The following is a 25,263-nucleotide window of genomic DNA, read 5'->3' as shown; positions in this document are numbered from 1 at the left end:
TCATCAGGGAAGGGCCCAGCGCACCGAACCGACGTAGCTCCCCGCAGTCGGCATGCCGTCGCTGCCAAGTGCAGGAATGAACCGCGCCCGCGCGCTGACTTTCGTGCATGTCGCTGCATCAAGGTCAGGAGACCCGCTCGATCCGGTAATCTCGCATCCCGTGACGCGGCCATCCACGCCTATCGAGAGGCGAAACCGGGTTAGCCCTTCTCTTTCCTCTCTGATTGCGGCCGAGGGATAGTCGCGGTCCGAGATCCATGAGCCCGGCGATCCCTTCGGCGATAATGTGCGCACGGCAAAGCTCGGCGAGGGAGAGGGGCGGGGCTCCGGCAGAATGTTGGGGGTAGGGTCGACTGGTGTGATCGGGATGACCTCGATATCCCGGACTGTGCTTGAAGGATCCACCGGCGTAATCGCGATGTCGGGGCGGGGGGCCACCAGCGAGCGGCTGTCAGGCTGTGGGGAAGGTTTCACGTCCGGCGGCGGCACGACAGGCGTTACCTTCACCTCCTCGTCCTCCCACTGCTTGGCAGGAAGTCGGTCCGTCAGGATCGTGACCATGCTGTTGGCGAACCCTGAAGCGATCGCCCAGATCGCCACTCCATGAAGCAGCCCGACCGCGATGAAGGTCTGTGTCTGCCTGCGTCTCGTATTCTCGATTGCATAAGCCATTGGCAACATCTCTTCCGTTGCCGACGCCCCATGTTCTGGCGGGCCGTCCCGGAAAGGGGCGCCCCATGGCGGGGCATTCGGTAACAGTGGATACTATCCTTCACACTGGATCACATCCAGAAGAATCTCAACCGAATCGATTGATATTTGCCATAACATGCTGATGCAAAAAAAGCCGCCGCGCATTTCCTGCGCAGCGGCCTTTGTCATCAGGCACGCCCGAAGGCCGGGCGCTATGTTGCAACAAACGTCAGTGGTAGCGCCGCAACAAGCCTGCAAGCTTGCCCTGCACGGTCACCTCGTCGGGGCGATAGAACTGAGGATCATAGGCAGCGTTGGCGGGATCCAGCCGAACCATGCCCTTTTCGTGATGGAGATACTTGAGCGTGGCCTCTTCCCCGCGCACAAGTGCAACCACGATCTCGCCATCGCGCGCCATATCGGTCTTGCGGACAAGCGCGTAATCGCCATCGAAGATCCCGGCTTCAACCATCGAGTCACCGGACACTTCGAGTGCGTAATGCTCTCCTGCGCCCAGTAGCGCGGCAGGAACCGGCAGGGTCGCCGTCGTCTCGAGGGCTTCGATTGGCACACCGGCTGCAATCTTGCCGTGCAGCGGCAGCTCGATCACGTCGTTTGCCGCCACAGGCACGGGAGGCGCTTTTGGTGCAGGACGAAGCGCCGTGACGCTTCCGCCCGTTGCTCCACCATCTGCATTGGCAATCTGTTGAACGGCGCTCTGCTTGCCCACCGCGCTGTCTGGCTGGCGGAGGACTTCGAGTGCCCGTGCGCGGTTGGGGAGGCGGCGGATGAAGCCACGCTCTTCAAGCGCCGAGATCAGCCGGTGGACGCCCGACTTGGACTTCAGATCGAGCGCTTCCTTCATCTCCTCGAACGAGGGGGAGATGCCCGACTCTTCAAGCCGGACCTGAATGAAGGTGAGCAGTTCGTGCTGCTTGCGCGTCAACATCGGCGGCCACTCCGCAATGCGCGGCTTCGAGGCAAAGCCGCTGGTCTTTCATGGACCGGGAGTGAATGTTCCATCCCGGCGAACGAATGCGGAACGGATAAGCAACCTGTTGCGACTCGTCAAGCAATTCCGCCATTTTCGAGGAGGTAGATAGGAACATCCGTTCCGGCCGGTTTGGCCTCGGCCCCTGCTTCCCGCACGGCCAACGCGTTGGCCCTTGAAAGTGGAGAGAGCGCTCCGGAATCCTGGAGCGGGTCGAGCCTTACCGACGCTCCGTCCCATATCGCGCGCAGGAACTCCATTCGGCTCCCGCCCTGCGCCAGTGGCTCTGCAAGCCGGGCAGGGATGGCTTTTGGCAGAGGCGCACTCGCGCCGAGCATCGCTCTCAGCAGGGGGAGCATGAACAGGTAGGCCGTGACGAAGGCCGAGGCGGGATTGCCGGGCAGGCCGAGAATGATCTGGGATCCACGCGTTGCCACCAGCAGCGGCTTGCCCGGCTTGATGCCGATGCGCCAGAAGTCGATCGAGGCGCCAACGGCCTCGAGCGCCGGGCGAACGAGATCGTGATCCCCGACTGACGCCCCGCCGCTTGTGACGATGATGTCCGAGCTGTTTGCCGCGTCCAGCGCGCGGACCAATTCTGCGAGTTCGTCCGCCACAGGACCGGCATGGCGGATATCGACCGGCAGGGAGGCGGCCATCGCACAGAGCATCGGCCCGTTGCTGGCGGGAAGCTGGTGCAGGTCGGGCAGGTGGCCGGGAGGAACCAGTTCGTCGCCGCTGTCGATGACGGCCAGGCTGACACGCCGGCGCACGGGGAGATGGCTGTGGCCACCGGCGATGGCGAGCGCGATTTGCGCAGGGCTAATGCGGCTACCCGCAGAGATCAGCGTTTCGCGAGAGCTGAAATCCATGCCGGCGGCTCGAACGTGGCGCGAAGCAGGCTGCGGTGGCTCGCCGGTCAAGCTCAGCTCGTTGCCGTTGCGCGCGCTGTCCTCCTGAAGCAGCACCATGTCCGCGCCTTTGGGCAGTATGGCGCCAGTGCTGATGCGGGTGGCTTCACCGGGGCCGACCTCGCCGCCGAAGGGGTGGCCGGCCGCGCTTTCACCGATCACGCGCCACGGGCCCGGAAGATCGGCGCTGCGCATGGCATAGCCGTCCATCGCCGAAAGGGCTGCCGCTGGCTGCGTGCGCCGGGCAAGGAGGTCCTCGGCGAGGTAATGGCCAAGGCATTCGGCAACCGAGCGATGCTCGACGGGCAGCGAAGGCGCGAGCGCGAGCAACCGGCTCTGCGCTTCGGCAAGGGGTAGGGGCGGCGCTTTCATTCCGGAGCGCGCCAGGTTCCGGACTTGCCGCCCCGCTTCTCGATCAGACGGACACTTTCGATCACCATGCCTTTGTCGAGAGCCTTGGCCATGTCGTAGATCGTCAGCAGGGCGAGGCTCACCGCCGTCACCGCTTCCATCTCTACGCCCGTGCGACCGGTCAACGAAGCGGTGGCGGTGCATTCGATGCCGTCGGCTATGAAGGCGAAATCGATGTTGACCGCATCGAGCGCCAGCGGATGGCAGAGCGGGATGAGGTCGCCGGTCCTTTTCGCTGCCATGATCCCGGCAATCCGCGCTGGGCCAAGCACATCGCCTTTCGGAGCATTGCCGGACCTGATCGCCTCGAGCGTGGCGTCAGACATGCGAATCATACCACGCGCAATCGCGACGCGGTGCGTCTCGGTCTTGCCGCCGACGTCGACCATGCGAGCGGTGCCATTCGAATCGAGATGGGTGAGGTCGTTCATCGTTGTCCCTGGAATGCTGAATGGGGGTTTACGGGGTTTACACTGTCCAGAGAGAACTGCGGAACGGGAGTTGGAACGCAGTTTTGGCGCGGATTTCCGGGGCTTTCAAGGTGCTTCGCTGACAGTCGGCACCATGGCAAAAACCTGCCCTGTAGGAAAGCGTTTCCAATCCGAAGTGACTACATATTGGGATTTCGTTAGCCTTCTGCCGCAATAAGCACATTGATGAATACTGTGCAGAACAAGAAGCGTGTTGCCATCATGATTGATGGCGAGAACGTGCCCGCAAGCACGATGTCAAAGATTGAAGCGATCGCAACGTCGTTGGGGGACGTGCAGTTGCGCCGTGTCTATGGAAACTTTGCAAACGGGGCGAATGGCGAATGGATAGACCATTCCAAAGACCATCCGCTCGATGTGAGACAGGTTACACCTTCAAAGAACAAGAAGAACACCACCGACATCGCCTTGGCTGTCGAGACAGTCGAAATCGTCCTGCGCAAGGGGTTTGATTGCGTCTGCATTGCATCGAATGACCGTGACTTTCAGCCACTTGTCGAATTTCTGCGCAGGGAGGGCGCCGAAGTGCATGGTTTCGGCGGTGATGCCGCTGACCTGAAACTCCGAAACAGTTGCTCGAAATACCATATCGTTCTGAACACGAGGAAGGCTGCCGCAACATCCTCTGAGAAAGTCGAGAAACCAACGGCAGCTGCGACCAAAGCCAAGCCCCCGCAAGAGCCGTCCAAATCGGAAGCCGCCAACTGGGCCAAAGTCAGGGAAGCTTTGAACGAGTTGGCCAGCCAGCGGGAATGGGTGGCATTGCCGGAGCTCGCTACCGTCCTGAGCAAGGCGAAGCTCCAACCCGCCTCGTTCGGATCAAGGAGCTGGCTGCAAGTGTTCAAGAAGGACGGCCGCTTCGCCGTTGAAAAGATTGCGGGTTCCACCCAATCGCAGGTGCGGTTGGTGGCCTGACGTCACTTGCCGCCCTGCCAGCGCTCGCTATTGTCCCAAGTGTCAATAACGGGAGCGGTGGATGCGGAAGCGGTGGGTTTTGTTAGGAGCGGTCGTGCTGGCCGGAGGTGCCGGGTTTGCCTCGCTTGACAAGGAAACGCGGGGAATTCTTCTTGCGCTACCGACCAATGCCGACGTGCTGTCTTGGCGGGAAGGGCAGCGTGATGCGGCTTTCCGGGCGATGGACAGGTTGCCGTTTCTGGCCAAGGCCAACACGATTGCGCCTGCGGCCGAACCTTTGCCTCTTCCAGCAGGCAAGCCGCTGACCGTGCCGGGACTGGACGAATACATGGCAAGCCAGCGCACGGCGGGGTTGGTGATCGTGCAGGATGGCAAAGTGCGATTGGAGCGCTACGGTCTGGACTTCGATGCCAAGGGTCGTTGGACCAGCTTTTCGGTGGCGAAGTCATTCACCTCGACCCTTGTCGGCGCAGCCTTGCAGGATGGCGCGATCAGGAGCTTGGACGACAAGGTCAGCCAGTATATTCCTGGCCTCAAGGGCAGCGCTTACGATGACGTGAGCGTGCGACAGCTGCTGACCATGTCATCAGGCGTACGCTGGAACGAGGATTACGAAGACCCGAAGTCGGATGTTGCCGAGTTCAATCGGGCCCAGCCGGAGGACGGCCTCGATGCCACCGTCAGCTATATGCGCAAGCTGCCGCGCGCCCATCCGCCCGGGGAGGTGTGGCATTACAACACTGGCGAGACCAACCTGATCGGCGTGCTTGTGAGTTCGGCCACCGGCAAGTCATTGTCCGCCTATTTGCAGGAGAAGGTCTGGCAACCTGCCGGAATGGAAGCCGAGGCGACGTGGCTGTTGGGGAAGACCGGGCTCGAGATCGGTGGTTGCTGTCTGCAGGCCGCGACACGCGATTACGCAAGGTTCGGCCTGTTTGTGCTGAACGGTGGCAAGGGGCGCGATGGCAGGCAGATCGTGCCGTCGGACTGGTTCGCACAGGCGACGACCAAGCAGAGGGATATCGGCCGGGCAGGGCGCGGCTATGGCTTCCAGTGGTGGACCAATGACGATGGCACTTTCGCCGCCCAAGGCATCTTCGGCCAGGGCATCTTCATTGACCCCAAGCGCAAACTGGTGATTGCCAGCAATTCGGATTGGCCGCGCGCCAGCGCCGGACCACAGCCCGAGGCGCGCGAAAGCTTCTATCGGAAAGTTCAGGCCTTGATCGACGCGGGCAACTAGAGCGGTTTCCGCCCTAGCCCAGACGGTCAGCTTGCGATCGGCAACCTGACCGTTCCGTCCTGATCCCGCTCCATCGGAGAATAGGCGACGACTGCATTCAACGGCAGATCGCCGTAGATATGCGGGAAAAGCTGGCCGCCGCGCGACGGCTCCCAATTTACCGCAGAGCCAAGTGCGGCGAGATCGACGGCGGCGACGTGGAGATCGTCCTGCCCTGCGAAGTGCTTGTCGACGGTTTCGGTCAGCTGCGCCTCGGTCGACAGGTGGATGTAGCCATCCGCCAGATCGACCGCGGCACCCTTGAACACGCCGTCCGCTTCAAGCTGCGCCATCTGCGGGCCGGTCAGGACCTTGTAGGCGAGGAGGGGGAGGTCAGTCATTCGGCGGTGCCGTCTTCCGGTGCGGCGGGGGGTGCGCTTTCATCGCCGCTGCTGGGCTCGGTCGTCTCGGCATCCTCGCCTTCGCCTTCGGCAAGACGCACGGCGCTGACGACATGTTCGTCGCCCGAGACGTTGAACAGGCGCACGCCCGCCGAGCCGCGACCGATCACGCGAAGCGAATCGAGCGGCAGGCGGATCAGCTTGGCCTGATCGGTGACGAGCATGAGCTGGTCGGCCTGCGTCGCCGGGAAGCTGGCCACGACCGGGCCGTTGCGGGCAATGTTGTCGATATTGGTGATGCCCTGACCGCCACGTCCGGTGCGGCGGTATTCATAGGCCGAGGACATCTTGCCGTAGCCATTGGCGCAGACGGTAAGGATGAACTGTTCGCGTGCCTGAAGTTCGGCATAGCGCTCGGCCGACAAGGCCGGTTCGCCTTCCTTCTCGCCCTTCCAGGGTGCGAAGCGGACGTAGTCCTCGCGCTCGTCAGGCGTGGTGCCGACGCGGTGCAGGATCGACAGCGAGATGACCTCGTCGTCGCCCTTAAGCGTCATGCCGCGCACGCCGGTGGAGGTGCGGCTGGTGAATTCTCGGACTTCGTCGCCTGCGAAGCGAATGGCCTTCCCGGCGCGGGTAGCGAGCAGCACGTCGTCCGTTGCTTCGAGCAGGGCGACGCCGATCAGGCGATCGTCGCTGTCTTCATCGAACTTCATCGCGAACTTGCCGTTCGACGGAATGTTGGCGAAGGCATCCATCGAGTTGCGGCGGACATTGCCCTTGGCCGTGGCGAAGACGACCGAAAGCTTGCCCCATTCCGCCTCGTCTTCCGGCAGCGGCAGCACGGTGGCGATGGTCTCGTCCTTGTCGAGCGCCGGAAGCATGTTGATCACGGGGCGGCCACGCGTGGTCGGCCCCCCTTCGGGCAGGCGCCAGACCTTGAGGCGATAGACCTTGCCCGCAGTCGAGAAGAACAGGACCGGAGTGTGGGTGCTGGTGACGAACATCGTCGCCACGGCATCCTCGTCCTTCGTCGCCATGCCCGACCGGCCCTTGCCGCCCCGGTTCTGGGCGCGGAAGGTGGAGAGCGGCGTGCGCTTGATATAGCCGTCAAGCGTGATGGTGACGACCATGTCCTCGCGCTCGATCAGGTCTTCGTCTTCGATGCCATCGGCAGGCGCGGTCAATTCCGAGCGGCGCGGCGTGGCGAAGGCCTGACGGACTTCGAGCAGTTCCTGGCGCATGACGCCGTAAAGCTTCACGCGGTCAGCCAGGATCGAGAGGTATTCGGCAATCGCGGTGGCGAGGCCTTCGAGTTCTTCACCGATCTCATCCCGGCCCAGAGCGGTCAGGCGGTGGAGGCGCAGGTCGAGGATGGCGCGGACCTGGATTTCGGACAGGCGATAGGTGGCAGCATCGGCCACGCCGATGTCTTCGATGGCTTCGACCAGCTTGATGTACTGCGCGATCTCGCCCATCGGCCATTCGCGGGCGAGCAGGGTTTCGCGCGCCGTGGCGGGGTTCGGCGAGCCACGGATGATGCGCACGACTTCATCGAGGTTGGTCACCGCGATGACGAGGCCGAGCAGGATATGCGCCCGATCGCGCGCCTTGTTCAGTTCGAACTTGGTGCGGCGGGTGATGACCTCTTCGCGGAAGCGGACGAAGGCTTCGATGATGTCCTTGAGGTTGAGGACTTCCGGACGGCCGCCACGGATGGCGAGCATGTTGGCCGGGAAGCTCGATTGCGCAGGGGTGTTGCGCCAGATCTGGTTGAGGACGACTTCGGGCGTAGCATCGCGCTTGAGATCGATGACGACGCGCACGCCTTCGCGGTTGGATTCGTCGCGAATGTCGGAAATGCCCTCGATCCGCTTGTCCTTGGCGGCTTCGGCGATCTTTTCGACAAGGCCGGACTTGCCGACCTGATAGGGGATCGAGGTGAGCACGATCGAGCGGCGATCGCCCCGGCCTTCCTCGATCTGGTGGCGGGCGCGCATGATGATCGAGCCGCGGCCTTCATGGTAGGCCTTGCGGGCGCCCGCGGTGCCGAGGATCAGCGGGGCAGTCGGGAAGTCCGGCCCTGGAATGATCTGGATCAGCTCGTCGATCGAGATCAGCGGGTTGTCCATGTAGGCAAGGCAGCCGTCGATCACTTCGCCGAGGTTGTGCGGCGGAATGTTCGTGGCCATGCCGACGGCGATGCCACCCGCGCCGTTGACCAGCAGGTTGGGGAAGCGCGCGGGCAGGACCTGCGGCTCATGCTCCGACCCGTCGTAGTTCGGGATGAAGTCGACCGTGTCCTTCTCGATATCGCCGAGCAGCGAATCCGCGACCTTGGCAAGGCGCGCTTCGGTGTAGCGCATCGAGGCCGGCGGATCGGGGTCCATCGAGCCGAAGTTGCCTTGCCCATCGATCAGCGGCAGGCGCATCGACCAGTCCTGCGTCATGCGCGCAAGGGCATCATAGATCGCGGCGTCGCCGTGCGGGTGATACTTGCCCATGCAATCGCCGACGATACGGGCGGACTTGCGATAGGCCTTGGTCGAGACGAAGCCGTTTTCGTGGCTGGTCCACAGGATGCGACGGTGGACCGGCTTCAGGCCATCGCGCACATCGGGCAGCGCGCGACTGACGATCACGCTCATCGCGTAATCGAGGTAGCTGGTCTTCATCTCGTCGACGATGTCGATCCGCTGGAACTCGCCTTCCGGGGCGGGGACTGGGGGGTCGATGATCGTGGTGTCGTCGCTCACGGGAACTGCTTTTCGTTATAGCTACAAGGGATGAAAGATGGCCCTAGGCCAATTGCCGCACGATAGCCAGCAATCGGGCCACGGTGGGCCTGAAACGAAGCCGGTTTTCCACACCTGCGACCAGATGCATGAATATTCGGACGAGACGCCATTCAAATGGCGTTCACCGTGAAAAGGATAGTGCGCAAACCGTTGCCAAGGGCCCAATTCCGCGCCACTAGCGGGATCGACCAGAGGTGAGAGGACACCGGGGTGCGAAGGTGTCGGGGCAGGGTCGCTTCCGCCAGACGCATCCGGTCGAACAGGAGACGATTTCTATGCGTGCTACTTTCGGACTGATTGGCAAGACGGCGATGGCCCTCGCGCTTTCGGCCGGCGCACTGTCGGTCACGTCGACCGCGGCATTCGCCAAGGAAAAGGAAGCCAAGGCCGAGAAGGCCAGCTACTCGAAGGAATTCGTGGCCGCTGCCGGCCCGATCCAGAAGACCGTGACCGCGCTTGATGAAGCCAAGAAGAAGGGTGCCGATGCCGCTGCGCAGAAGGCGCTGCTGGCCAACGCTCCGGCTGAACTCGCTGCTGCCGAAGCAGCGATCAAGACACCGCTCGACCGCATGGCGGCAGGCGGGTGGGCTGTCAGCATCGGCGGTACGCTGAACGACATCGCGATGCGCCAGCGCGGCATCCAGAACATGCTCGACAGCGGGCAGGTTCCGGCGGCGAACGTGACCGAGTACCAGTTCTACCTCGGCAACTTCGCCTATTCGAACAAGGACTACGCCACCGCCGTCAAGGCGCTGACCCCGGTTGTCCAGGCGAACTACAAGGACGATACGGCAGCCGAGCTGCTGGCGGACTCGTACTCGCAGCAGGGCCAGAACGCTGAAGCGCTGACCGCGCTGAAGATGGCACTGGATGCGCGCAAGGCAGCCGGTGCCGAAGTGCCCGAAGGCTGGTTCAAGCGTGCAAACCTGATTGCCTACAAGAACAAGCTCGGGCCGCAGGCGATCGAATGGTCGACCCTGATGGTGGAAAACAACCCGACCCCGCTGAACTGGCTCGGTGCCGGTCAGCTGGTTCGCGAGTTCAGCCAGTTCACCAACCAGGAGTCGTTGGACCTAGGCCGTCTGCTGATGCGTTCGGGCGGTTTCCAGAACGATCCGAAGTACGTCGAGCGCGAATACGTCGAGTACATCGAAGCAGCTGACCCGCGTCGTCTGCCGGGCGAAGTGCTGAAGGTTGCCAACATGGGCGTGCAGGCCGGCGTGCTGAAGGCGAACGATGCTTTCGTCACGGACGCCATCTCGCAGGCCAAGGGCCGCATCGCGCCTGACAAGGCCTCGCTCCCGGCGCTGGACAAGGAAGCCCGCGCTGCCAAGGACGGCAAGAGCCCGATGGCCATGGCCGATGCGTACCTTTCGTACGACGAAGCCGCCAAGGCGGAAGAGTTCTACAAGATGGCCATCGAAAAGGGTGGCATCGACAAGGACCGTGCCCTGACTCGCCTCGGCATCGCGCAGCTCGACCAGGACAAGTTCGCCGACGCCAAGGCGACCTTTGCCCAAGTCGGCGGCGCCCGTGCAACGCTCGGCCGCCTGTGGCTGGCTTTCGCCAACACCCAGGCAAAGTAAGCCTGAGGCTTCTGGCAAACGAAAAGGGCGGCCTTCGCAGGCCGCCCTTTTTTGCTTCTGGAGCGATTGCCGTGGTCAGTTGACCGGAGCGAATGCTCCGCTGGGTTCGTCCAGCACATGCAGCACGCCGTCTGAAATCGCGAAGAATGCACCGCGAAGCTTGAGCTCGCCGCTCGCCTCCTTGCGGCGAACGCACGGGAATGTGCGCAGGTTGGCAAGGCTGGCACGAACGCCGGCCTGCTCCATCGCCCGCTCGGCTTCATGTCCTTCGGTCCCGAAGTGCGAGACGACGTCCTCTCGTGCATCGTCGAGCAGTGAAATCCAGTCAGCCACAAAGCCGCCTTCACCCGGCTCAGTGCCCTTGAGGCTCTGTGTCAGGGCTGCCTTGCAGCCGCCGCACATGCCGTGGCCCATGACCACGACTTCCTTGACCTTCAGCACCTGTACCGCGAATTCAAGCGCCGCCGAGACGCCGTGATGGCCGGGATTGGTTTCGAACGGGGGCACCATAGCCGCCACGTTGCGGACCACGAAGATTTCGCCCGGATCGACATCGAAGATCTGTGCCGGATCGACCCGGCTATCGGAGCAGGCAATGATCATCACCTGCGGTTCCTGACCCTCGCGCAGTTCGCGCCAGCGCTCAAGCTTCGGGGTCCAGCCGCTTTCGCGGAAGCGGCGATAGCCTGCAATGAGGCGGTCGAGTTCGGGAGATGCCTGGGTCATGGCCTGAGCTAATGACCACATAGATTGGGTCTTTCAAGTGCTGGCGTAACGGCTTATCTGGGCGCCATGACCGAACCGGCCCAGAATCTCCGCCCCGAACGCCAGCGCAAGCCCGACTGGATCCGCGTCAAGGCTCCGACCAGCAAGGGCTATGGCGAGACTCGCGCCCTCATGCGCGAACTCGGGCTGAACACCGTGTGCGAGGAAGCGGCCTGCCCGAACATCGGCGAATGCTGGACCAAGAAGCACGCCACGGTGATGATTCTCGGCGAGGTCTGCACCCGCGCCTGTGCGTTCTGCAACGTGAAGACCGGGATGCCGCGCGCTGTCGATCCGATGGAGCCGATGAACGTGGCGACGGCTGCGGCGAAGATGGGGCTTGAGCACATCGTCATCACCTCGGTCGACCGGGACGACCTGCCCGACGGCGGTGCCGGCCACTTCGTCAAGGTGATCAAGGCTCTGCGCGAGCTCACACCCAACACCACGATCGAGATCCTGACGCCCGATTTCCGCAACAAGATGGAAGCGGCCGTCGAATCGATCGTCGAGGCGGGGCCGGACGTCTACAATCACAATCTCGAGACGGTCCCCCGCCTCTATCCGACGATCCGTCCAGGCGCGCGCTATTATGCGTCATTGCGTTTGCTCGAGCAGGTCAAGCGCCACGATCCGCGCATCTTCACCAAGTCGGGGATCATGCTGGGCCTTGGTGAAGAGCGCCTCGAGGTTCACCAGGTCATGGACGACATGCGTTCAGCGCAGATCGACTTCCTGACCATGGGACAATATCTGCAGCCGACGCCGAAGCACGCCAAGGTGATCGATTTTGTTACGCCGAAGGCATTCGAGGCGTATGGCTCGATCGCGCGCGCCAAGGGCTTCCTGCAGGTTGCGGCGAGCCCGCTGACCCGTTCCAGCTATCACGCAGGCGACGATTTCCGCGCGATGCGCGCCGCGCGCGATGCCCAGTTGGCCAAGGCTGCTGCCAAGGTCGGAATGTAGGCCTGACTTGCCCAGGATTACCGAAACCCGGACGCTGCAATGGTCGGCCGAACAGATGTTCGACCTTGTTGCCGACGTGCGTCGTTATGCGGAGTTCCTGCCGTGGGTGGTCGCCACCCGGATCAAGTCCGATAGCGATAGCGAGATGATCGCCGACATGCTCGTAGGCTTCAGCGCACTGCGCGAGAAGTTCACCTCGCGCGTGGTCAAGGACCGACCGCGGTCGATCAAGGTCGAGTACATTGACGGCCCGCTCAAGCGGCTCGAGAACGACTGGACGTTCCGGGAAGGGCCCGACGGGGGGTGCGTGATCGACTTCTGCGTCGATTTCACGTTCCGCAGCGCGATCTTCGAAAAGCTCGCCGGGCAGTATCTCGACGCGGCGTTCCGCAAGATGGTCGCCGCGTTCGAGAAGAGGGCCGAGCAGCTTTACGGCAGCAAGAGTTCCAGCGCGGTGAGCGTCGCCTGAAAGCGCACTTCGGCGCGCGTGCTGGCGCTGTCGAACAGTTTGAGCTCCGCGTTGGTTGCTTCGGGGTCCTCGCCGCGCTTGGCGCAGGCAAAGACGACGGTTCCGACCGGCTTCTGTTCCGAACCACCATCCGGCCCGGCCACGCCCGTGATGGCCACGGCGACATCGGCCCCGGACTTCTTGAGCGCCCCTTGCGCCATCGACCACGCGACGGCGATCGAAACTGCACCGAAGGTATCGATGAGATCTTCCGATACGCCGAGAAGCTGGTTCTTGGCCTCGTTCGAATAGGTCACGAAGCCGCGATCGAGCACGGCGGAGCTGCCGGGGACTTCGGTAAGGGCCGCAGCGACAAGCCCGCCGGTGCAGCTTTCGGCTACCGCGACCTTGCGACCGAGAGCGGCATTCTCGGCAATCACGCGACGTGCAAGATCGCCAATTTCTTCAGGAAGCAGGCTTTCCATCGGCATTGATCAGGCCGCCGGCTTGCAGATCGGGAACGACGAGGCTTTGCCGGGCTTCGGCTTGTCCGCCATGACCAGGATGAAGGTCACCAGCTCTGCCGTGTTTTCCGGCGGAAGGGGCGAGAGAATGCGCACGCCGCGTTCGATAGCAGTGCACTGATCGGGCTTGATCTCGCCGCTGACCATTTCGCTGACCATCGCCTCGACGAAGGGCTGGACGGCATTGTCGGGCAGGTTCTGCATCATGTCCGCCATCTTGGCGTCCTTCGAACCGCCAAGCTTGAGGAATGCGGATTTGGCGAGCGGCCAGTTCTGATCCTTGCGCGCGGCATAGCGGTTCAGGAATTCGCTGCCGCGGGTGGCGAAGTAGCCATTTGCGGCTAGGTGCGGCTTGCAGCCCTTCATCGTGCCATCGATGACCGAGGGCAGGGCGTACCCGACCAGCGCGGTCACTTCGCTTTCACTGAGACAAGGCGCCGTTGCTGTTGCGGCCTGCGCCATCTGGGCCTGCATGAGCGCTGCACCTGCAAGCGCGCCGAAAAGAATACGGGAAGAGACCATAACGTCTTTGCTCCTGCGGATCAGCGGGGGACGACCGTCGCCACCGCTTGTGCCGCGATACCTTCGCCCCGGCCGGTAAGGCCAAGGCGTTCCGTAGTCGTCGCCTTGACCGAGACGGCACTTGAGTCAATCCCGAGAATCCGGGCAAGCGCCTCGCGCATCGCGAACTTGTGCGGCCCGATCTTCGGGGCCTCGCAGATAATCGTGACATCCAGGTTGCCGATCTCGTACCCGCCTTCCCGGACGAGACGTGCAGCGTGCGCGAGGAAGCGGTCGGACGATGCGCCTTTCCACTGCGGGTCGGATGGCGGGAAGTGATCGCCGATATCGCCCATGGCCACGGCGCCCAGCAGCGCATCGACCAGTGCATGGATTGCAACGTCGGCGTCCGAATGGCCGGACAGCCCCTTGCTGTGCGCGATCTTCACGCCACAGAGCCAAAGCTCCTCGCCCTCGACCAGGCGATGCACGTCAAAGCCCATGCCGGTGCGGGGCAATCGGGTCATGTCCTGTTCCTCAAGGTCGGCGGCGAATGTGATCTTGCGCAGAACTTCGTCGCCATTGGCAAGCAGCACATTAATGCCGGCTGAGGCGGCAACCTGTGCATCGTCGCCCGCGTCGGGCTCGCCGGTCCACGCCTGGTGCGCGGCGAGGATTGCGGCGTAGTCGAAGGCCTGCGGGGTCTGGACGCGGTAGAGTTCCTCGCGCACGACCTTTTGCGCCATCGCGTGGTCGATACCGCGGATCATGCTGTCGACCACGGGGAGGACCGGGATCGCGGCGAGGCCACGGTCGAGAGTGCCTAGAAGTGAAGCGATCACGGCCTGTGGCAGAGCTGGGCGTGCCGCGTCGTGGATCAGCACGCGCGCGGGCGCGTCGTGCTGCAGTGTTTCCAGGGCGAGGCGGACGGATTCCTGCCGCGTGGCGCCCCCGTGCGTGAAGCTGATGCCGGGAAGGCCCGACAGCGCCTGCGCCGCCTCGGCCTCAAAGCCCTGTGGTATGGCGACGACGATCGGGGCGATGCCCGCTTCCACCAGTGCTTCGACCGAATGGCGGACGAGAGGCTTTCCGCGCCATGTGACGAACTGCTTGGGCACGCTGCCGCCGGTGCGCGAGCCCTTGCCCGCGGCCACGACGACGGCGGCAACCGGCCCGGTGCGGGAGGGAAGGGGATCGCTCATTCGCGGCGCCTCTACCAGCGCTTGGGGCGGATGAGCAACCGTCTTGCCGTTTCACCTGTAATCGACTAAGCGCCTGCCTGTTTTTTAGGCAGATTTGATCCCGATGTCCGACGCTCCCGTCCCGCCCGTGCTCAAGCCCATCAAGGTCGGCCCTGTAACGGTCGATTGCCCGGTCGTGCTCGCACCGATGACCGGGGTTTCGGACCTGCCGTTCCGCACGATCGTGCGTCGCTTCGGCTCGGGTCTCAACGTGACCGAGATGATCGCCAGCCCGGCTGCCATCCGCGAGACGCGCCAGTCGATCCAGAAGGCAGCCTGGCATGCGATGGAAGAGCCGGTTTCGATGCAACTGGTGGGCTGTGACCCGGCGCAGATGGCCGAAGCGGCGAAGCTGGTCGAGCAGCAGGGCGCGGCGATCATCGACATCAACATGGGCTGCCCGGTGCGCAAGGTGGTCAATGGTGATGCCGGTTCCGCGCTCATGCGTGACATCCCGCTCGCCACACGCCTGATCGAGGCAACGGTCAAGGCGGTGAAGGTGCCGGTGACCGTGAAGATGCGCATGGGTTGGTGCCATGACAGCCTCAACGCGCCGGAACTCGCGCGGATTGCCGAAGACATCGGTGCGAAGATGATCACGGTCCACGGCCGCACCCGCAACCAGATGTACAAGGGCAATGCCGACTGGGGTTTCGTGCGCAGCGTGAAGGACGCGGTGTCGATCCCGGTCATCGTAAATGGCGATATCTGCGGGATCGAGGACGTTGCCGCTGCGATCGAACAGAGCGGTGCCGATGGCGTGATGATCGGGCGCGGGTCCTACGGGCGGCCTTGGCTGCTCGGCCAGGTCATGCACTGGCTGGAGACGGGCGAGCGCCTGGCCGATCCAACTCTCCCCGAACAGTATGCGCTGATCGTCGAACACTACGAGGCGATGCAGGAGCACTACGGGACGGTCACCGGGGTCAAAATGGCCCGCAAGCACATCGGGTGGTACACCAGGGGCCTCCACGGTTCGGCCGATTTCCGCAACAAGGTCAACTTCATCGACGACCCCAAGGCGGTGCTCGCCAACCTGGCCGACTTCTACAAGCGCGCGATCGAGCACAGCCTTTCGGCACAGGTGGGGCAGCGCGCGGCGGCATGAGCTTGCTGCCCGACTGGCGCAGGACCGAGCCCGGGCAGAAGCCCGATCCCAAGCGCGTCGTCGCCAGCCTGCCGCTCGCCCTGTTGCAGCTCGATCCGGAGCTGGTGGTGGCTTCGGTCAACCCCGCCGCCGAGCAACTGATGGGCCAGAGCTACCGGCGCCTGGTCGGCAAGTCCGTGGCGGAACTGTTCGAATTCGAGGAACCGCTGATCCTCGGGCGTCTGGCAGATGGCGAGGCGAACCTATTTGCACGCGGCGTGGGCGTGCGGATCATGGGGCAGCCGGTGCGCACGTTCGACGTGATGACGAGCCCGGTGACCCATTGTCCGGGCTGGCAATTGCTGATGCTGCACGAAGGCGTCGGCGTCGAGGCGCTGACCGGCGACGGGCGAGGCGCGGGCGGCGGCGAGGGCGTGGCCCTGCGTGCGCCGGAAGTGCTGGCGCACGAGATCAAGAACCCGCTTGCCGGCATCCGCGGCGCGGCGCAACTGCTCGACCGCAAGCTGAGCGAGCGGGACCGGGCAATGACCGGGCTGATCACGGCCGAGGTCGACCGTATCGCCAAGCTGATCGACCAGATGCAGTCGCTCTCCCGCCGCAGTGCCGAGCCGGCGCAGGAGTGCAACCTGCATGAGGCCGTTCGGCGCGCCGAGGCGGTGCTGGTGGCCGGGCACCCTTCGAACGTGGTGATCGAGGAGGAGTTCGACCCATCGCTTCCCCCGGTGACAGCCAATGCGGATTCGCTGGTGCAGGTCCTGCTCAACCTGTTGAGCAACGCGCGGGAAGCCTGCCAGCACCAGCTGCAGCCGCGAATTTCGGTGCGTACGCGCTTTGCCAGCGGCATCCAGCTGCATGTCGGGCCGGGCGGAAAGCCGTTGCGCCTGCCGATCGAGCTGCGCGTGTCAGACAATGGCCCGGGCATCGACCCCAAGCTGCGCGATCACATCTTCGAACCGTTCGTGACCGGCAAAAAGAGCGGGCAGGGCCTTGGCCTTGCGCTGGTCCAGAAGCTGGTGCGTGAAATGAACGGGCGCATCACGCATGACCGGGACGAGGCCAACGGCCTCACCCATTTCCGTATTCACCTCCCCGTTGCCGGATCGGTGCCCTGATGACCAAGCGCGTTCTTCTGGTCGAGGACGACGCCTCGATCGCCCTCGTCATCACTGCTGCCCTTGAAGCCGAAGGCTTCGACGTCGATCACTGCGATTCGGTCGCTGGGCGTGACCGGCATCTTGCGGGCGCTGACTATCGCCTGTTGCTGACCGACGTGATGCTGACCGACGGCGACGGGATCGAAACGCTGGGATCGGTGCGCGATGCACATCCCTCCATGCCGATCATTATCCTTTCAGCGCAGAACACGCTGGATACGGCGGTGCGCGCCAGCGAGACCGGAGCGTTCGAATACTTCCCCAAGCCCTTCGACCTCGAGGAACTGGTCCGCACGGTCACGCAGGCCATCGGCAAGGCCGAAGCCGCCGAGATCGACGTGCCGCAGGACGTCACGCAGGGCCTTCCGCTGGTTGGCCGTAGCGCCGCAATGCAGGCGGTCTACCGCATGATAACGCGGGTCTTGCGCAACGATCTGACCGTGCTGATCCTGGGCGAATCCGGGACGGGCAAGGAGCTTGTGGCTGAAGCGATCCACCAGCTCGGCAATCGCCGGTCCGGGCCCTTCGTGGCCGTCAATACCGCTGCCATCCCCGCCGAGCTGATCGAGAGCGAGCTGTTCGGCCACGAGAAAGGTGCATTCACGGGCGCAGTTGCCCGCTCGATCGGCAAGTTCGAACAGGCGAGCGGTGGCACATTGTTCCTCGATGAAATCGGCGACATGCCCATGCAGGCCCAGACGCGCCTGCTGCGCGCCTTGCAGTCTGGACGGATCCGTCGCGTTGGCGGGCGTGACGAGATCACACTGGATTGCCGGATCGTCGCCGCCACCAATCGCGATCTCCTGCCGATGATTGCCGCAGGGACGTTCCGCGAAGACCTTTACTATCGCCTGGCCGTGGTGCCGATCGAGCTGCCACCGTTGCGAGACCGGGCAGACGACATCGAGGCTCTCGCCCGCCATTTTCTGGCGAATGCCGCAGCCGAAGGCCTGCCTCGCCGCCAGTTGACCCAGTCCGGCGCCGAGCTGCTGTCGCGCCAGCCGTGGCGGGGCAACGTGCGCGAACTGCGCAACTTCATCTATCGGCTCGCCCTGCTGGCACGCGACGAGATCATCGACGCCACTGCGATCGAACCCTTGCTTGTTCACGCTGAAGGCAGCTCTCCGGCTCAGGAACTGCAGCACACGACCGAATCTGCTCAAAGCGACATCGCCGTGGCTGTAGAGCATTGGCTTTCGAGCAACAGTCCGGCACCGGGAGACGTCTATGACGCAGCGCTCGCCGCATTCGAACGCCCCCTGTTTGCAGCGATCCTCAGCCAGACCGGTGGCAACCAGCTGCGCGCTGCCCAGATCCTCGGCATAAATCGCAATACGTTGCGGAAGCGGCTGTCCGAGCTTGGCATTATTGCGGAGGACTTCGCCCTGCGCGACTGATGGTTGCGACACTTGTCGTCCACCGCCAGACACTCGTCGGTTTCCTCTTGCATTTCTGCAACAGTGGTGTTGTGACCATGCAACGATGATGCAGGAGTCTAGAGTCACGGTCCGCAGGATGCCGCGATGGGTGCGGCGAATGGCCGTCGGCCTGCGCCGCGCAAACGTGTTCTTCCTGCTCGAAGTGGCGGCCTCTACGGTCCTTGCGTTGATGCTGGCAGTCAGCTGGCTGACGGTCACCGGCAGCGGCAGCGAAGGCCAGATCCTGCCTTCGCGCCTCACGTCGAGTCTTCTGATCGGAACGCTTGTCCCGGCCATGGCCCTCCAGATACTGTGGGGCCGGAGACTGGCAATCAGACGCGCCGCGCAAAGCGTGCTTGGATCGAGCGGGCGCCTCCACGTCCGCCTGGTCTGGTTGTTCTCGCTGATCGCAGCAATCCCGACGCTTCTGGTCGTGATCTTCGCCTCTTTCCTGTTCCAGTCCGGCGTCGAATTCTGGTTCTCTGACAATTCCCGCGGAATGCTGGAGAATGCAAACAAGCTCGCGCGGGGCTATTACGAGGACAAGCTGCGCGACGTCGGCAACGAAACGGTCACCATGGCTGGTGACATTCGCGATTACCTCGACCAGGCGCCGATCACCTCAACCGAATTTGCCGAAGGGTACTCCTTCCAGGTTCTCAGTCGCCAGCTCAACGAGTCCGCGATCCTCGAACGCGCAGGCGACGGCACGCTTCGCACTGCCGCCATAGTAGATCCCGAAAAGACCGACCGCCAGCAGCGCGTGACGCAGGCGGATCTGAAACGTCTCGATGCCGGCGAAGCCGTGGTCGTCCGCGCATCGGCCGAGCGGATCGAGGCGGTAACGCCCATCGACAAGGCCCGAGGCATCTATCTCTTTGCCGCGCGGACGTCGAACGCACTTGCGCTCCAGCAGTGGGAGCGGGCGCAGACCGTGCTCAAGTCCTACGACATGCTGACGACGCGGGCGAGGGCGCTGCAACTGCGCTTCAACCTTGCCCTGTTCGGCGTCAGCCTCGCACTGGTGGGGGTTGCGGTATGGGCAGCCCTGCGCTTTGCCGACAGGCAGGTGGCGCCGCTTGCCGAACTGGTTTCCGCAGCCCGAACCATCGGTAGCGGGAATTTCTCGATGCGCGTGGCGCAGAGCAGCGGGACCGACGAGGTGGGGCTGCTGGCGCGTGCCTTCAATCGCATGACCCAGCAGCTCGAAGGCCAGACGCAAGCTCTCGTTACCGCCAATGCGCAGCTCGAGGTGCGTCGCGCGTTCATCGAGGCCGTTCTGGAATCGATCACGGCGGGCATCGTGTCGATCGGGCGCGATGGCGCGGTTCAGTTGATCAACTCCTCTGCACAGCGCGTGCTTCTTGCGGATGCGGCCCAGAACCCGATCGGCCGTCCCCTCGCGGAAGTTTCGCCGGTTTTCGCGCAGCTCGTGAACTCGGGTCAGCCCAACAACGTGATCCAGTATCCGCTCGATGGTGACCTGCGCACGCTGGCGGTGCGCGTCGTGCAGGACAGCAACGGTCACGTCATCACCTTTGAGGACATTACCCGGCAACTGCTCGATCAGCGTCGCGCGGCTTGGTCGGACGTGGCCCGCCGCATCGCCCACGAGATCAAGAACCCGCTGACACCGATCCAGCTGGCCACCGAACGTCTGCGCCGCCGTTATGGCCGCCAGATCGAGAATGATCCCGAATTGTTCGAGGAATTGACCAGCACCATCATCAGGCAGGTCGGCGATCTCAGGAAGATGGTGGACGAGTTTTCCTCGTTCGCCCGGCTGCCCAAGCCTGTCTTCCGGACCGAGGACGCCAGCGACCTCGTCAGACAATCCCTGTTCCTGCAGGAAGTGGCGCATACGGGGATCGATTTCAGCTTCGCCTGCGATGCCGCGTCGATGCCGTTGCAGTGCGATCGCCATCAGTTCGGCCAGGTGATGACCAATGTGCTGAAAAACGCCGTCGAAGCCATTGAAACGCGGGCGAAGAGCGAGGAAGTCGATTACCGTGGGCGCGTGGCGGTGACCCTGGCAGGAGACCACGACACAGTGACCGTCAGCGTCACCGACAATGGCATCGGGCTACCGGCGGAGCGCGAGCGAATTCTCGAACCGTACATGACCACGCGGGAAAAGGGCACCGGCCTGGGCCTCGCCATCGTTCACAAGATCGTCGAGGAGCACGGCGGCGAAATGGCCTTCACCCCCGAGCCGGGCGGAGGGACACGCGTGACCATGCGCTTTGCCCGCGACCCGCTTTCTTCATCACGCGCAATGGCCGAACAGGACTGACAGGACCCAAGCAATGGCACTCGATATCCTCATCGTAGACGACGAACGCGACATCCGCGAACTGGTCGCAGGCGTTCTCTCCGACGAAGGCTATGGCTGCAGGATGGCGGCGGACAGCACCTCGGCACTTGCCGCGATCGACGAGCGTCGGCCCAGCCTTGTACTGCTGGACGTCTGGCTGCACGGCAGCCCGATGGACGGACTGGAAGTCCTCGACGAGATCAAGAAGCGCGAGCCGGAGCTGCCCGTCATCATCTTCTCGGGGCATGGCAACATTGACACGGCCGTCTCCGCGATCAGCCGCGGGGCCATGGATTTTCTCGAAAAGCCCTTCGAGGCCGAGCGCCTGCTGCTGCTGGTGGAACGGGCGACCGAGACCGAGCGCCTGCGCCGAGAGAACGCCCGCCTGCGCCAGGGTTTTGCCATGGCAGAGGAGTTCACCGGCAACAGTTCGGCGATCAACCAGGTGCGCGCGACACTCAAGCGCGTTGCCAACACGGGCAGCCGCCTGCTGATTACCGGCCCGGCCGGTTCCGGCAAGGAAGTTGCGGCGCGCCTGCTCCATTCCTGGAGCCCGCGGGCGCAGAGCCCGTTCATCACCGTCAATTCCGCCCGCATCACGCCCGAGCGCTTTGAACAGGAGCTGTTCGGAGAGGAAATCGACGGCAAGCTGGTGAGGGCGGGGCTGCTCGAGATGGCGGACGGGGGAACGCTGTTCCTTGACGAAGTGTCCGACATGCCCGCGTCGAGCCAGGCGCGGATCCTGCGCGTATTGACCGAGCAGTCGTTTGCCCGCGTTGGCGGCCATCGCCAATTGCGCGTGGACGTTCGCGTGGTCTCGTCCTCGTCGCGCCCGCTGGAAAAGGAGATCGCCGAAAGGCGTTTCCGCGAAGACCTCTATTACCGGCTGAACGTGGTGCCGGTTGCCATTCCTTCGCTGATCGACCGGCGCGACGACATTCCGCCGTTGGTGGACCACTTCTTCGCCCGGTACGCTAGCGAACAGGGCGTAGCGCCGCCTGCAATCTCGCCCGAGGCGATGGCGGCCCTGCAAAGCTATGACTGGCCGGGCAACGTGCGTCAGCTTCGCAACGTTGTCGAACGGACGGTGATTCTGGCACCGCGTGACCGGTTGGCGCGGATCGACTCGGACATGTTGCCGTCAGAGATCGTCAGCACTCCGATGGGCGGAGAATCTGCAGGTTCTGCCCTGATGGGCGTGCCGCTGCGCGAGGCGCGGGAGAATTTCGAACGCGAGTATCTCAAGGTCCAGATAAGGCGGTTTTCCGGAAATATTTCAAAGACTGCGAGCTTCATCGGCATGGAACGCTCGGCCCTGCACCGCAAGCTCAAGCTATTGGGAATGGCGGAGCGTCGGGAGGATGAGGACGACGAATAATCGCGCGACAGATTGATTTCGCGCGTGTGAATACGCATTAATTCGGAACCCTGTGCAATTTCCCATGTTTACGGAACGCGCGGGGGGACATAAACTCGTCAATGAACCCGGCCAGAGTGCGATCAGCACGAAGGCCAGATCGCGAAGGCCCCCGCAGGGCCGAGCCAATAGAAAACGGAGTCACGTGAAATGACCGGAAAGACCTTGTCTGCCCGCCCTCGGCCCAAGCCCGAACCCGCTCCAGTCGCGGAAGCTTCGGCACCGGTAACCGGCCCGAGCGGAGGTAAGGGGCAGAACCTTCAGGACCTTTTCCTCAACCACCTGCGCAAGAACAAGATCCCTGTCACGATGTTCCTCGTGAAGGGTGTCAAGCTGCAGGGCATCGTCACGTGGTTCGACAACTTCTCGATCCTGCTGCGCCGCGATGGCCAGTCGCAGCTGGTCTACAAGCATGCGATCTCGACGATCATGCCCGGGCAGCAGCTTTCGGTTGCGCACTTCCAGACGGGTGGTGAGGAAAACGGCAAGAAGGCCCGCTTGCTGCAGGAAGTGTTCCTGTCCAGCGTGCGCGATTCCGGCGTGCAGGTGACGATGTTCCTCGTGAACGGCGTCATGCTGCAGGGCAAGGTCGCGTCCTATGATCTCTTCTGCATGCTGCTCGAGCGCGAGGGTTACGTACAGCTCGCCTACAAGCATGCCGTTTCGACAATTCAGCCTGCCGGTCATGTTGATCTCACCGGCGACTGGGATGGTGAGGATTCCTGAGTACTTTTGAATTTGGCAACAACACCGGCGAAATAGCCGGTGAAGTCACCCGTGGCGCGCGCGCCGTTGTCGTCCTCCCCGATATCAAGCAACGGGGAGGGGGGCTTGGCTCGGATGCGGAAAGCCGCCTTGAAGAAGGGCAGGGCCTCGCCCGCGCCATCGGCATCGAAGTGGTCGATGCCTTCATTCTGCCGATCCGCGCCGTCCGCCCCGCCACCCTGTTCGGTGAGGGGCAGGTGGAACGCATCGGCGTGGCCTGCAACCAGTCAGACGCCGAACTGGTCATCGTCGACGGCTCGCTGTCGGCAATCCAGCAGCGTAACCTTGAGGAAAAACTCAAGCGCAAGGTCATCGACCGGACCGGCCTGATCCTCGAGATCTTCGGCGAGCGTGCGGCAACTGCCGAGGGGCGGCTGCAGGTCGAACTGGCGCATCTCGATTATCAGGCCGGGCGACTGGTGCGATCATGGACACACCTTGAGCGTCAGCGCGGTGGCTTCGGCTTCCTTGGTGGCCCGGGCGAGACCCAGATCGAGGCGGACCGTCGCCAGATCCGCGGACGCATGGCGCGGCTGCGCAAGGAACTGGAACAGGTCCGGCGCACGCGCGGACTCCACCGCAACCGGCGGCAGCGAGCGCCCTGGCCGGTGATTGCTCTGGTGGGCTACACCAATGCCGGCAAGTCCACGCTGTTCAACCGCCTGACAGGCGCTGACGTCATGGCGGAAGATCTCCTGTTCGCCACGCTTGATCCGACGATGCGGGCAATCCGGCTGTCGGGCGTCGAGAAGGCCATCCTGTCGGACACCGTGGGCTTCATCTCCGAGCTGCCGACGCAACTGGTCGCGGCCTTCCGCGCCACGCTCGAGGAAGTCACGGCGGCGGACGTGATCGTGCACGTGCGCGACGTTTCCAATCCCGCGACGGCGGATCAGAAGGCTGAAGTCGAACAGATCCTCGCCGACCTTGATGTGATCGGGGAAGGGGGCTCGAAGATCCCGATTGTCGAGGCGTGGAACAAGTGGGACCTGCTGACTGCCGAAGAGCAGGCGATGCGCCGGGACCTCATTGCCGCGCGCATTGCCGAAGTTCCGGTGGTGCCGATCTCGGCCTTGACCGGCGCGGGTGTGGATGCGCTGCTCGAGCAGCTGGGCCAGATGCTCACCGGCGGGGCGCAGATGCTGGAGTTTACGATTCCTTTGTCAGACGGTCAGCGCATTGCCTGGCTGCACGCCCACGGCGATATCCTGGAGGAAGCCGAGGCGGAAACTGCGGGTGGCGATCCGGCGCTGCGCATCAAGGTGCGGTTGACCCAGCGTGAGCTAGGCCGTTTCACCGCGCTCTGACGCTTTCACTGCCTGCCAAAGCTCTTCCTGCTGGTCGAGGGTCAGCTGCGCAAAGCGGCCCTCGGCCAGTTGCTCCATGCCCCTGAAGCGCCGCTCGAACTTGGCGTTAGCCTGGCGCAGCGCTTCTTCCGGCGCGACGCCGTGCTTGCGCACAAGGTTGACCGCCGCAAAAAGCAGGTCACCGGCTTCCGCAACGCGCTCAGAGTCTGAGGAAGCTTCTGCAAGCTCTTGTATCTCTTCATAAACCTTGGCAGCTGCGCCGGATGGGTCGGGCCAATCGAAGCCTTGCCTGACAGCGCGCTTCTGGAGCTTTTCGGCCCGCATCAGCGCCGGAAGCGCCAGCGCTACGCCGTCCATGGCACTGGTCGCCCCCTTTGACCTGCGTTCAGCGGCCTTGGCGCTCTCCCAGCGGTCCTCACGCGACTGGCCTTCGTCAGCCTCGTTGCCAAACACATGAGGATGGCGTGCTTCCATTTTCGCGGAAATGGCTTCCGCCACGTCCTCGAACGAGAACAGACCGAGCTCTTCGGCCATGCGTGCATGGAACACGACCTGAAGCAACAGGTCGCCAAGTTCTTCCTTCAGCGCGGCCATGTCGTTGCGGGCGATGGCATCATCGACTTCGTAAGCTTCCTCGATAGTGTACGGCGCGATCGTTGCGAAAGTCTGCGCGCAATCCCATTCGCAACCGCGCGCCGGATCTCGCAAGCGGGCCATGATGGCTAGGAGCCGCGATAGATTGGGCGTGGAAGCTGCGCTCATGGTATTTTCCCGGTTCGGTTGACCGGAGTTAGGGTGTCGATCCAACCGGCCAAATCAGATTTGATAATAATGATTATGTTAATACCGATACCATAACTGTCCATGTAAACTGTGTCCAGTGTGATGGCGAAAGGCTTGCAGTCACGGGGGTCTTTCA

At 63.4% G+C, this 25,263-nt stretch carries 23 protein-coding genes; 12 read left to right on the top strand and 11 right to left on the bottom strand.

From position 1 onward, the window contains the following. Positions 1-3: 3 nt before the first annotated feature. The 4 genes from NJ75_RS02040 to moaC form a co-directional block, all read right to left on the bottom strand. Complete coding sequence (locus NJ75_RS02040; protein WP_039331044.1) at positions 4-672, bottom strand: energy transducer TonB; 669 nt, start codon at positions 670-672, stop codon at positions 4-6. 250 nt (positions 673-922) lie between these two features. Then, the gene (gene lexA, locus NJ75_RS02035; RefSeq protein ID WP_039331042.1) at positions 923-1,642 is read right to left on the bottom strand and encodes a transcriptional repressor LexA; all 720 of its coding nucleotides are present in this window, start codon (positions 1,640-1,642) and stop codon (positions 923-925) included. 119 nt (positions 1,643-1,761) lie between these two features. Next, on the bottom strand, positions 1,762-2,967 hold the full coding sequence (locus tag NJ75_RS02030; protein WP_039331040.1) for a molybdopterin molybdotransferase MoeA: 1,206 nt from the start codon (positions 2,965-2,967) through the stop codon (positions 1,762-1,764). Then, a complete protein-coding gene (gene moaC, locus NJ75_RS02025; RefSeq protein WP_039331038.1) occupies positions 2,964-3,437 on the bottom strand; it encodes a cyclic pyranopterin monophosphate synthase MoaC in 474 nt (157 codons plus the stop codon). Before moaC ends, NJ75_RS02030 begins: the two co-directional genes overlap by 4 nt. A 225-nt stretch (positions 3,438-3,662) precedes the next feature. Here moaC and NJ75_RS02020 point away from each other — a divergent pair, with 225 nt between their 5' ends. Together NJ75_RS02020 and NJ75_RS02015 are read left to right on the top strand one after the other, a co-directional pair. Then, a complete protein-coding gene (locus NJ75_RS02020; protein WP_039331036.1) occupies positions 3,663-4,412 on the top strand; it encodes an NYN domain-containing protein in 750 nt (249 codons plus the stop codon). Between the two features lie 61 nt (positions 4,413-4,473). Further along, on the top strand, positions 4,474-5,655 hold the full coding sequence (locus NJ75_RS02015) for a serine hydrolase domain-containing protein (RefSeq protein WP_039331035.1): 1,182 nt from the start codon (positions 4,474-4,476) through the stop codon (positions 5,653-5,655). 26 nt (positions 5,656-5,681) lie between these two features. On the opposite strand, the gene NJ75_RS02010 is transcribed toward NJ75_RS02015, so the two are convergent. Together NJ75_RS02010 and gyrA are read right to left on the bottom strand one after the other, a co-directional pair. After that, on the bottom strand, positions 5,682-6,035 hold the full coding sequence (locus NJ75_RS02010; protein ID WP_039331034.1) for a DUF952 domain-containing protein: 354 nt from the start codon (positions 6,033-6,035) through the stop codon (positions 5,682-5,684). Further along, positions 6,032-8,788 (bottom strand): DNA gyrase subunit A, encoded by a 2,757-nt coding sequence (gene gyrA, locus NJ75_RS02005; protein WP_039331033.1) that lies wholly within the window; start codon positions 8,786-8,788, stop codon positions 6,032-6,034. Before gyrA ends, NJ75_RS02010 begins: the two co-directional genes overlap by 4 nt. A 317-nt stretch (positions 8,789-9,105) precedes the next feature. Between gyrA and NJ75_RS02000 the strand changes: the two genes are divergently transcribed. Further along, positions 9,106-10,416 carry a tetratricopeptide repeat protein gene (locus NJ75_RS02000; protein ID WP_039331032.1) on the top strand — a complete coding sequence of 437 codons (1,311 nt, stop codon included), beginning with the start codon at positions 9,106-9,108 and terminating at the stop codon, positions 10,414-10,416. Between the two features lie 75 nt (positions 10,417-10,491). Here NJ75_RS02000 and NJ75_RS01995 read toward each other — a convergent pair whose 3' ends face one another. After that, positions 10,492-11,142, bottom strand: a complete 651-nt coding sequence (locus NJ75_RS01995; protein WP_039331031.1) for a carbonic anhydrase — start codon at positions 11,140-11,142, stop codon at positions 10,492-10,494. Positions 11,143-11,208: 66 nt separating this feature from the next. Here NJ75_RS01995 and lipA point away from each other — a divergent pair, with 66 nt between their 5' ends. Then, entirely contained in the window at positions 11,209-12,147 is a 939-nt protein-coding gene (gene lipA, locus NJ75_RS01990) for a lipoyl synthase (RefSeq protein WP_039331029.1), read from the top strand. Between the two features lie 7 nt (positions 12,148-12,154). Continuing rightward, a complete protein-coding gene (locus NJ75_RS01985; protein WP_039331027.1) occupies positions 12,155-12,616 on the top strand; it encodes a type II toxin-antitoxin system RatA family toxin in 462 nt (153 codons plus the stop codon). Here NJ75_RS01985 and NJ75_RS01980 read toward each other — a convergent pair. Genes NJ75_RS01980 through NJ75_RS01970 form a run of 3 tightly spaced genes read right to left on the bottom strand, consistent with a single transcriptional unit; the run spans position 12,577 to position 14,822 of the window. Beyond that, positions 12,577-13,080 (bottom strand): CinA family protein, encoded by a 504-nt coding sequence (locus tag NJ75_RS01980; RefSeq protein ID WP_156135681.1) that lies wholly within the window; start codon positions 13,078-13,080, stop codon positions 12,577-12,579. The two genes, NJ75_RS01985 and NJ75_RS01980, sit on opposite strands and share 40 nt — an antisense overlap. A 9-nt stretch (positions 13,081-13,089) precedes the next feature. Continuing rightward, positions 13,090-13,641: a hypothetical protein gene (locus tag NJ75_RS01975; RefSeq protein WP_156135680.1), complete on the bottom strand. Its 552-nt coding sequence runs from the start codon at positions 13,639-13,641 to the stop codon at positions 13,090-13,092. 20 nt (positions 13,642-13,661) lie between these two features. After that, positions 13,662-14,822: a bifunctional 2-C-methyl-D-erythritol 4-phosphate cytidylyltransferase/2-C-methyl-D-erythritol 2,4-cyclodiphosphate synthase gene (locus tag NJ75_RS01970; RefSeq protein ID WP_052241858.1), complete on the bottom strand. Its 1,161-nt coding sequence runs from the start codon at positions 14,820-14,822 to the stop codon at positions 13,662-13,664. Positions 14,823-14,925: 103 nt separating this feature from the next. Between NJ75_RS01970 and dusB the strand changes: the two genes are divergently transcribed. From dusB to hflX, 7 genes are all read left to right on the top strand, one after another. Continuing rightward, complete coding sequence (gene dusB / locus NJ75_RS01965) at positions 14,926-15,969, top strand: tRNA dihydrouridine synthase DusB (RefSeq protein ID WP_039331023.1); 1,044 nt, start codon at positions 14,926-14,928, stop codon at positions 15,967-15,969. Beyond that, positions 15,966-17,081 (top strand): two-component system sensor histidine kinase NtrB, encoded by a 1,116-nt coding sequence (locus NJ75_RS01960; RefSeq protein WP_039331021.1) that lies wholly within the window; start codon positions 15,966-15,968, stop codon positions 17,079-17,081. The genes dusB and NJ75_RS01960 overlap by 4 nt, the downstream gene beginning before the upstream one ends. Then, complete coding sequence (locus NJ75_RS01955; protein WP_039331019.1) at positions 17,081-18,520, top strand: sigma-54-dependent transcriptional regulator; 1,440 nt, start codon at positions 17,081-17,083, stop codon at positions 18,518-18,520. The genes NJ75_RS01960 and NJ75_RS01955 overlap by 1 nt, the downstream gene beginning before the upstream one ends. A 139-nt stretch (positions 18,521-18,659) precedes the next feature. Then, positions 18,660-20,834 (top strand): sensor histidine kinase, encoded by a 2,175-nt coding sequence (locus NJ75_RS01950; protein ID WP_039331018.1) that lies wholly within the window; start codon positions 18,660-18,662, stop codon positions 20,832-20,834. 13 nt (positions 20,835-20,847) lie between these two features. Further along, complete coding sequence (gene ntrX, locus NJ75_RS01945) at positions 20,848-22,233, top strand: nitrogen assimilation response regulator NtrX (RefSeq protein ID WP_039331016.1); 1,386 nt, start codon at positions 20,848-20,850, stop codon at positions 22,231-22,233. Between the two features lie 189 nt (positions 22,234-22,422). Beyond that, the gene (hfq, locus tag NJ75_RS01940) at positions 22,423-22,998 is read left to right on the top strand and encodes an RNA chaperone Hfq (protein ID WP_082013224.1); all 576 of its coding nucleotides are present in this window, start codon (positions 22,423-22,425) and stop codon (positions 22,996-22,998) included. Next, the gene (hflX, locus tag NJ75_RS01935) at positions 22,995-24,344 is read left to right on the top strand and encodes a GTPase HflX (protein ID WP_039331014.1); all 1,350 of its coding nucleotides are present in this window, start codon (positions 22,995-22,997) and stop codon (positions 24,342-24,344) included. The genes hfq and hflX overlap by 4 nt, the downstream gene beginning before the upstream one ends. On the opposite strand, the gene mazG is transcribed toward hflX, so the two are convergent. After that, entirely contained in the window at positions 24,321-25,106 is a 786-nt protein-coding gene (gene mazG, locus NJ75_RS01930; protein WP_039331011.1) for a nucleoside triphosphate pyrophosphohydrolase, read from the bottom strand. The genes hflX and mazG overlap by 24 nt on opposite strands. Between the last annotated feature and the right edge of the window lie 157 nt (positions 25,107-25,263).

The sequence above is a fragment of the Novosphingobium subterraneum genome (genome assembly GCF_000807925.1).
In the GTDB taxonomy this organism is placed as follows: domain Bacteria; phylum Pseudomonadota; class Alphaproteobacteria; order Sphingomonadales; family Sphingomonadaceae; genus Novosphingobium; species Novosphingobium subterraneum.
The sequence above is the reverse complement of the archived record's forward strand: the minus strand, read 5'-3'. Positions and strand labels throughout refer to the sequence as shown.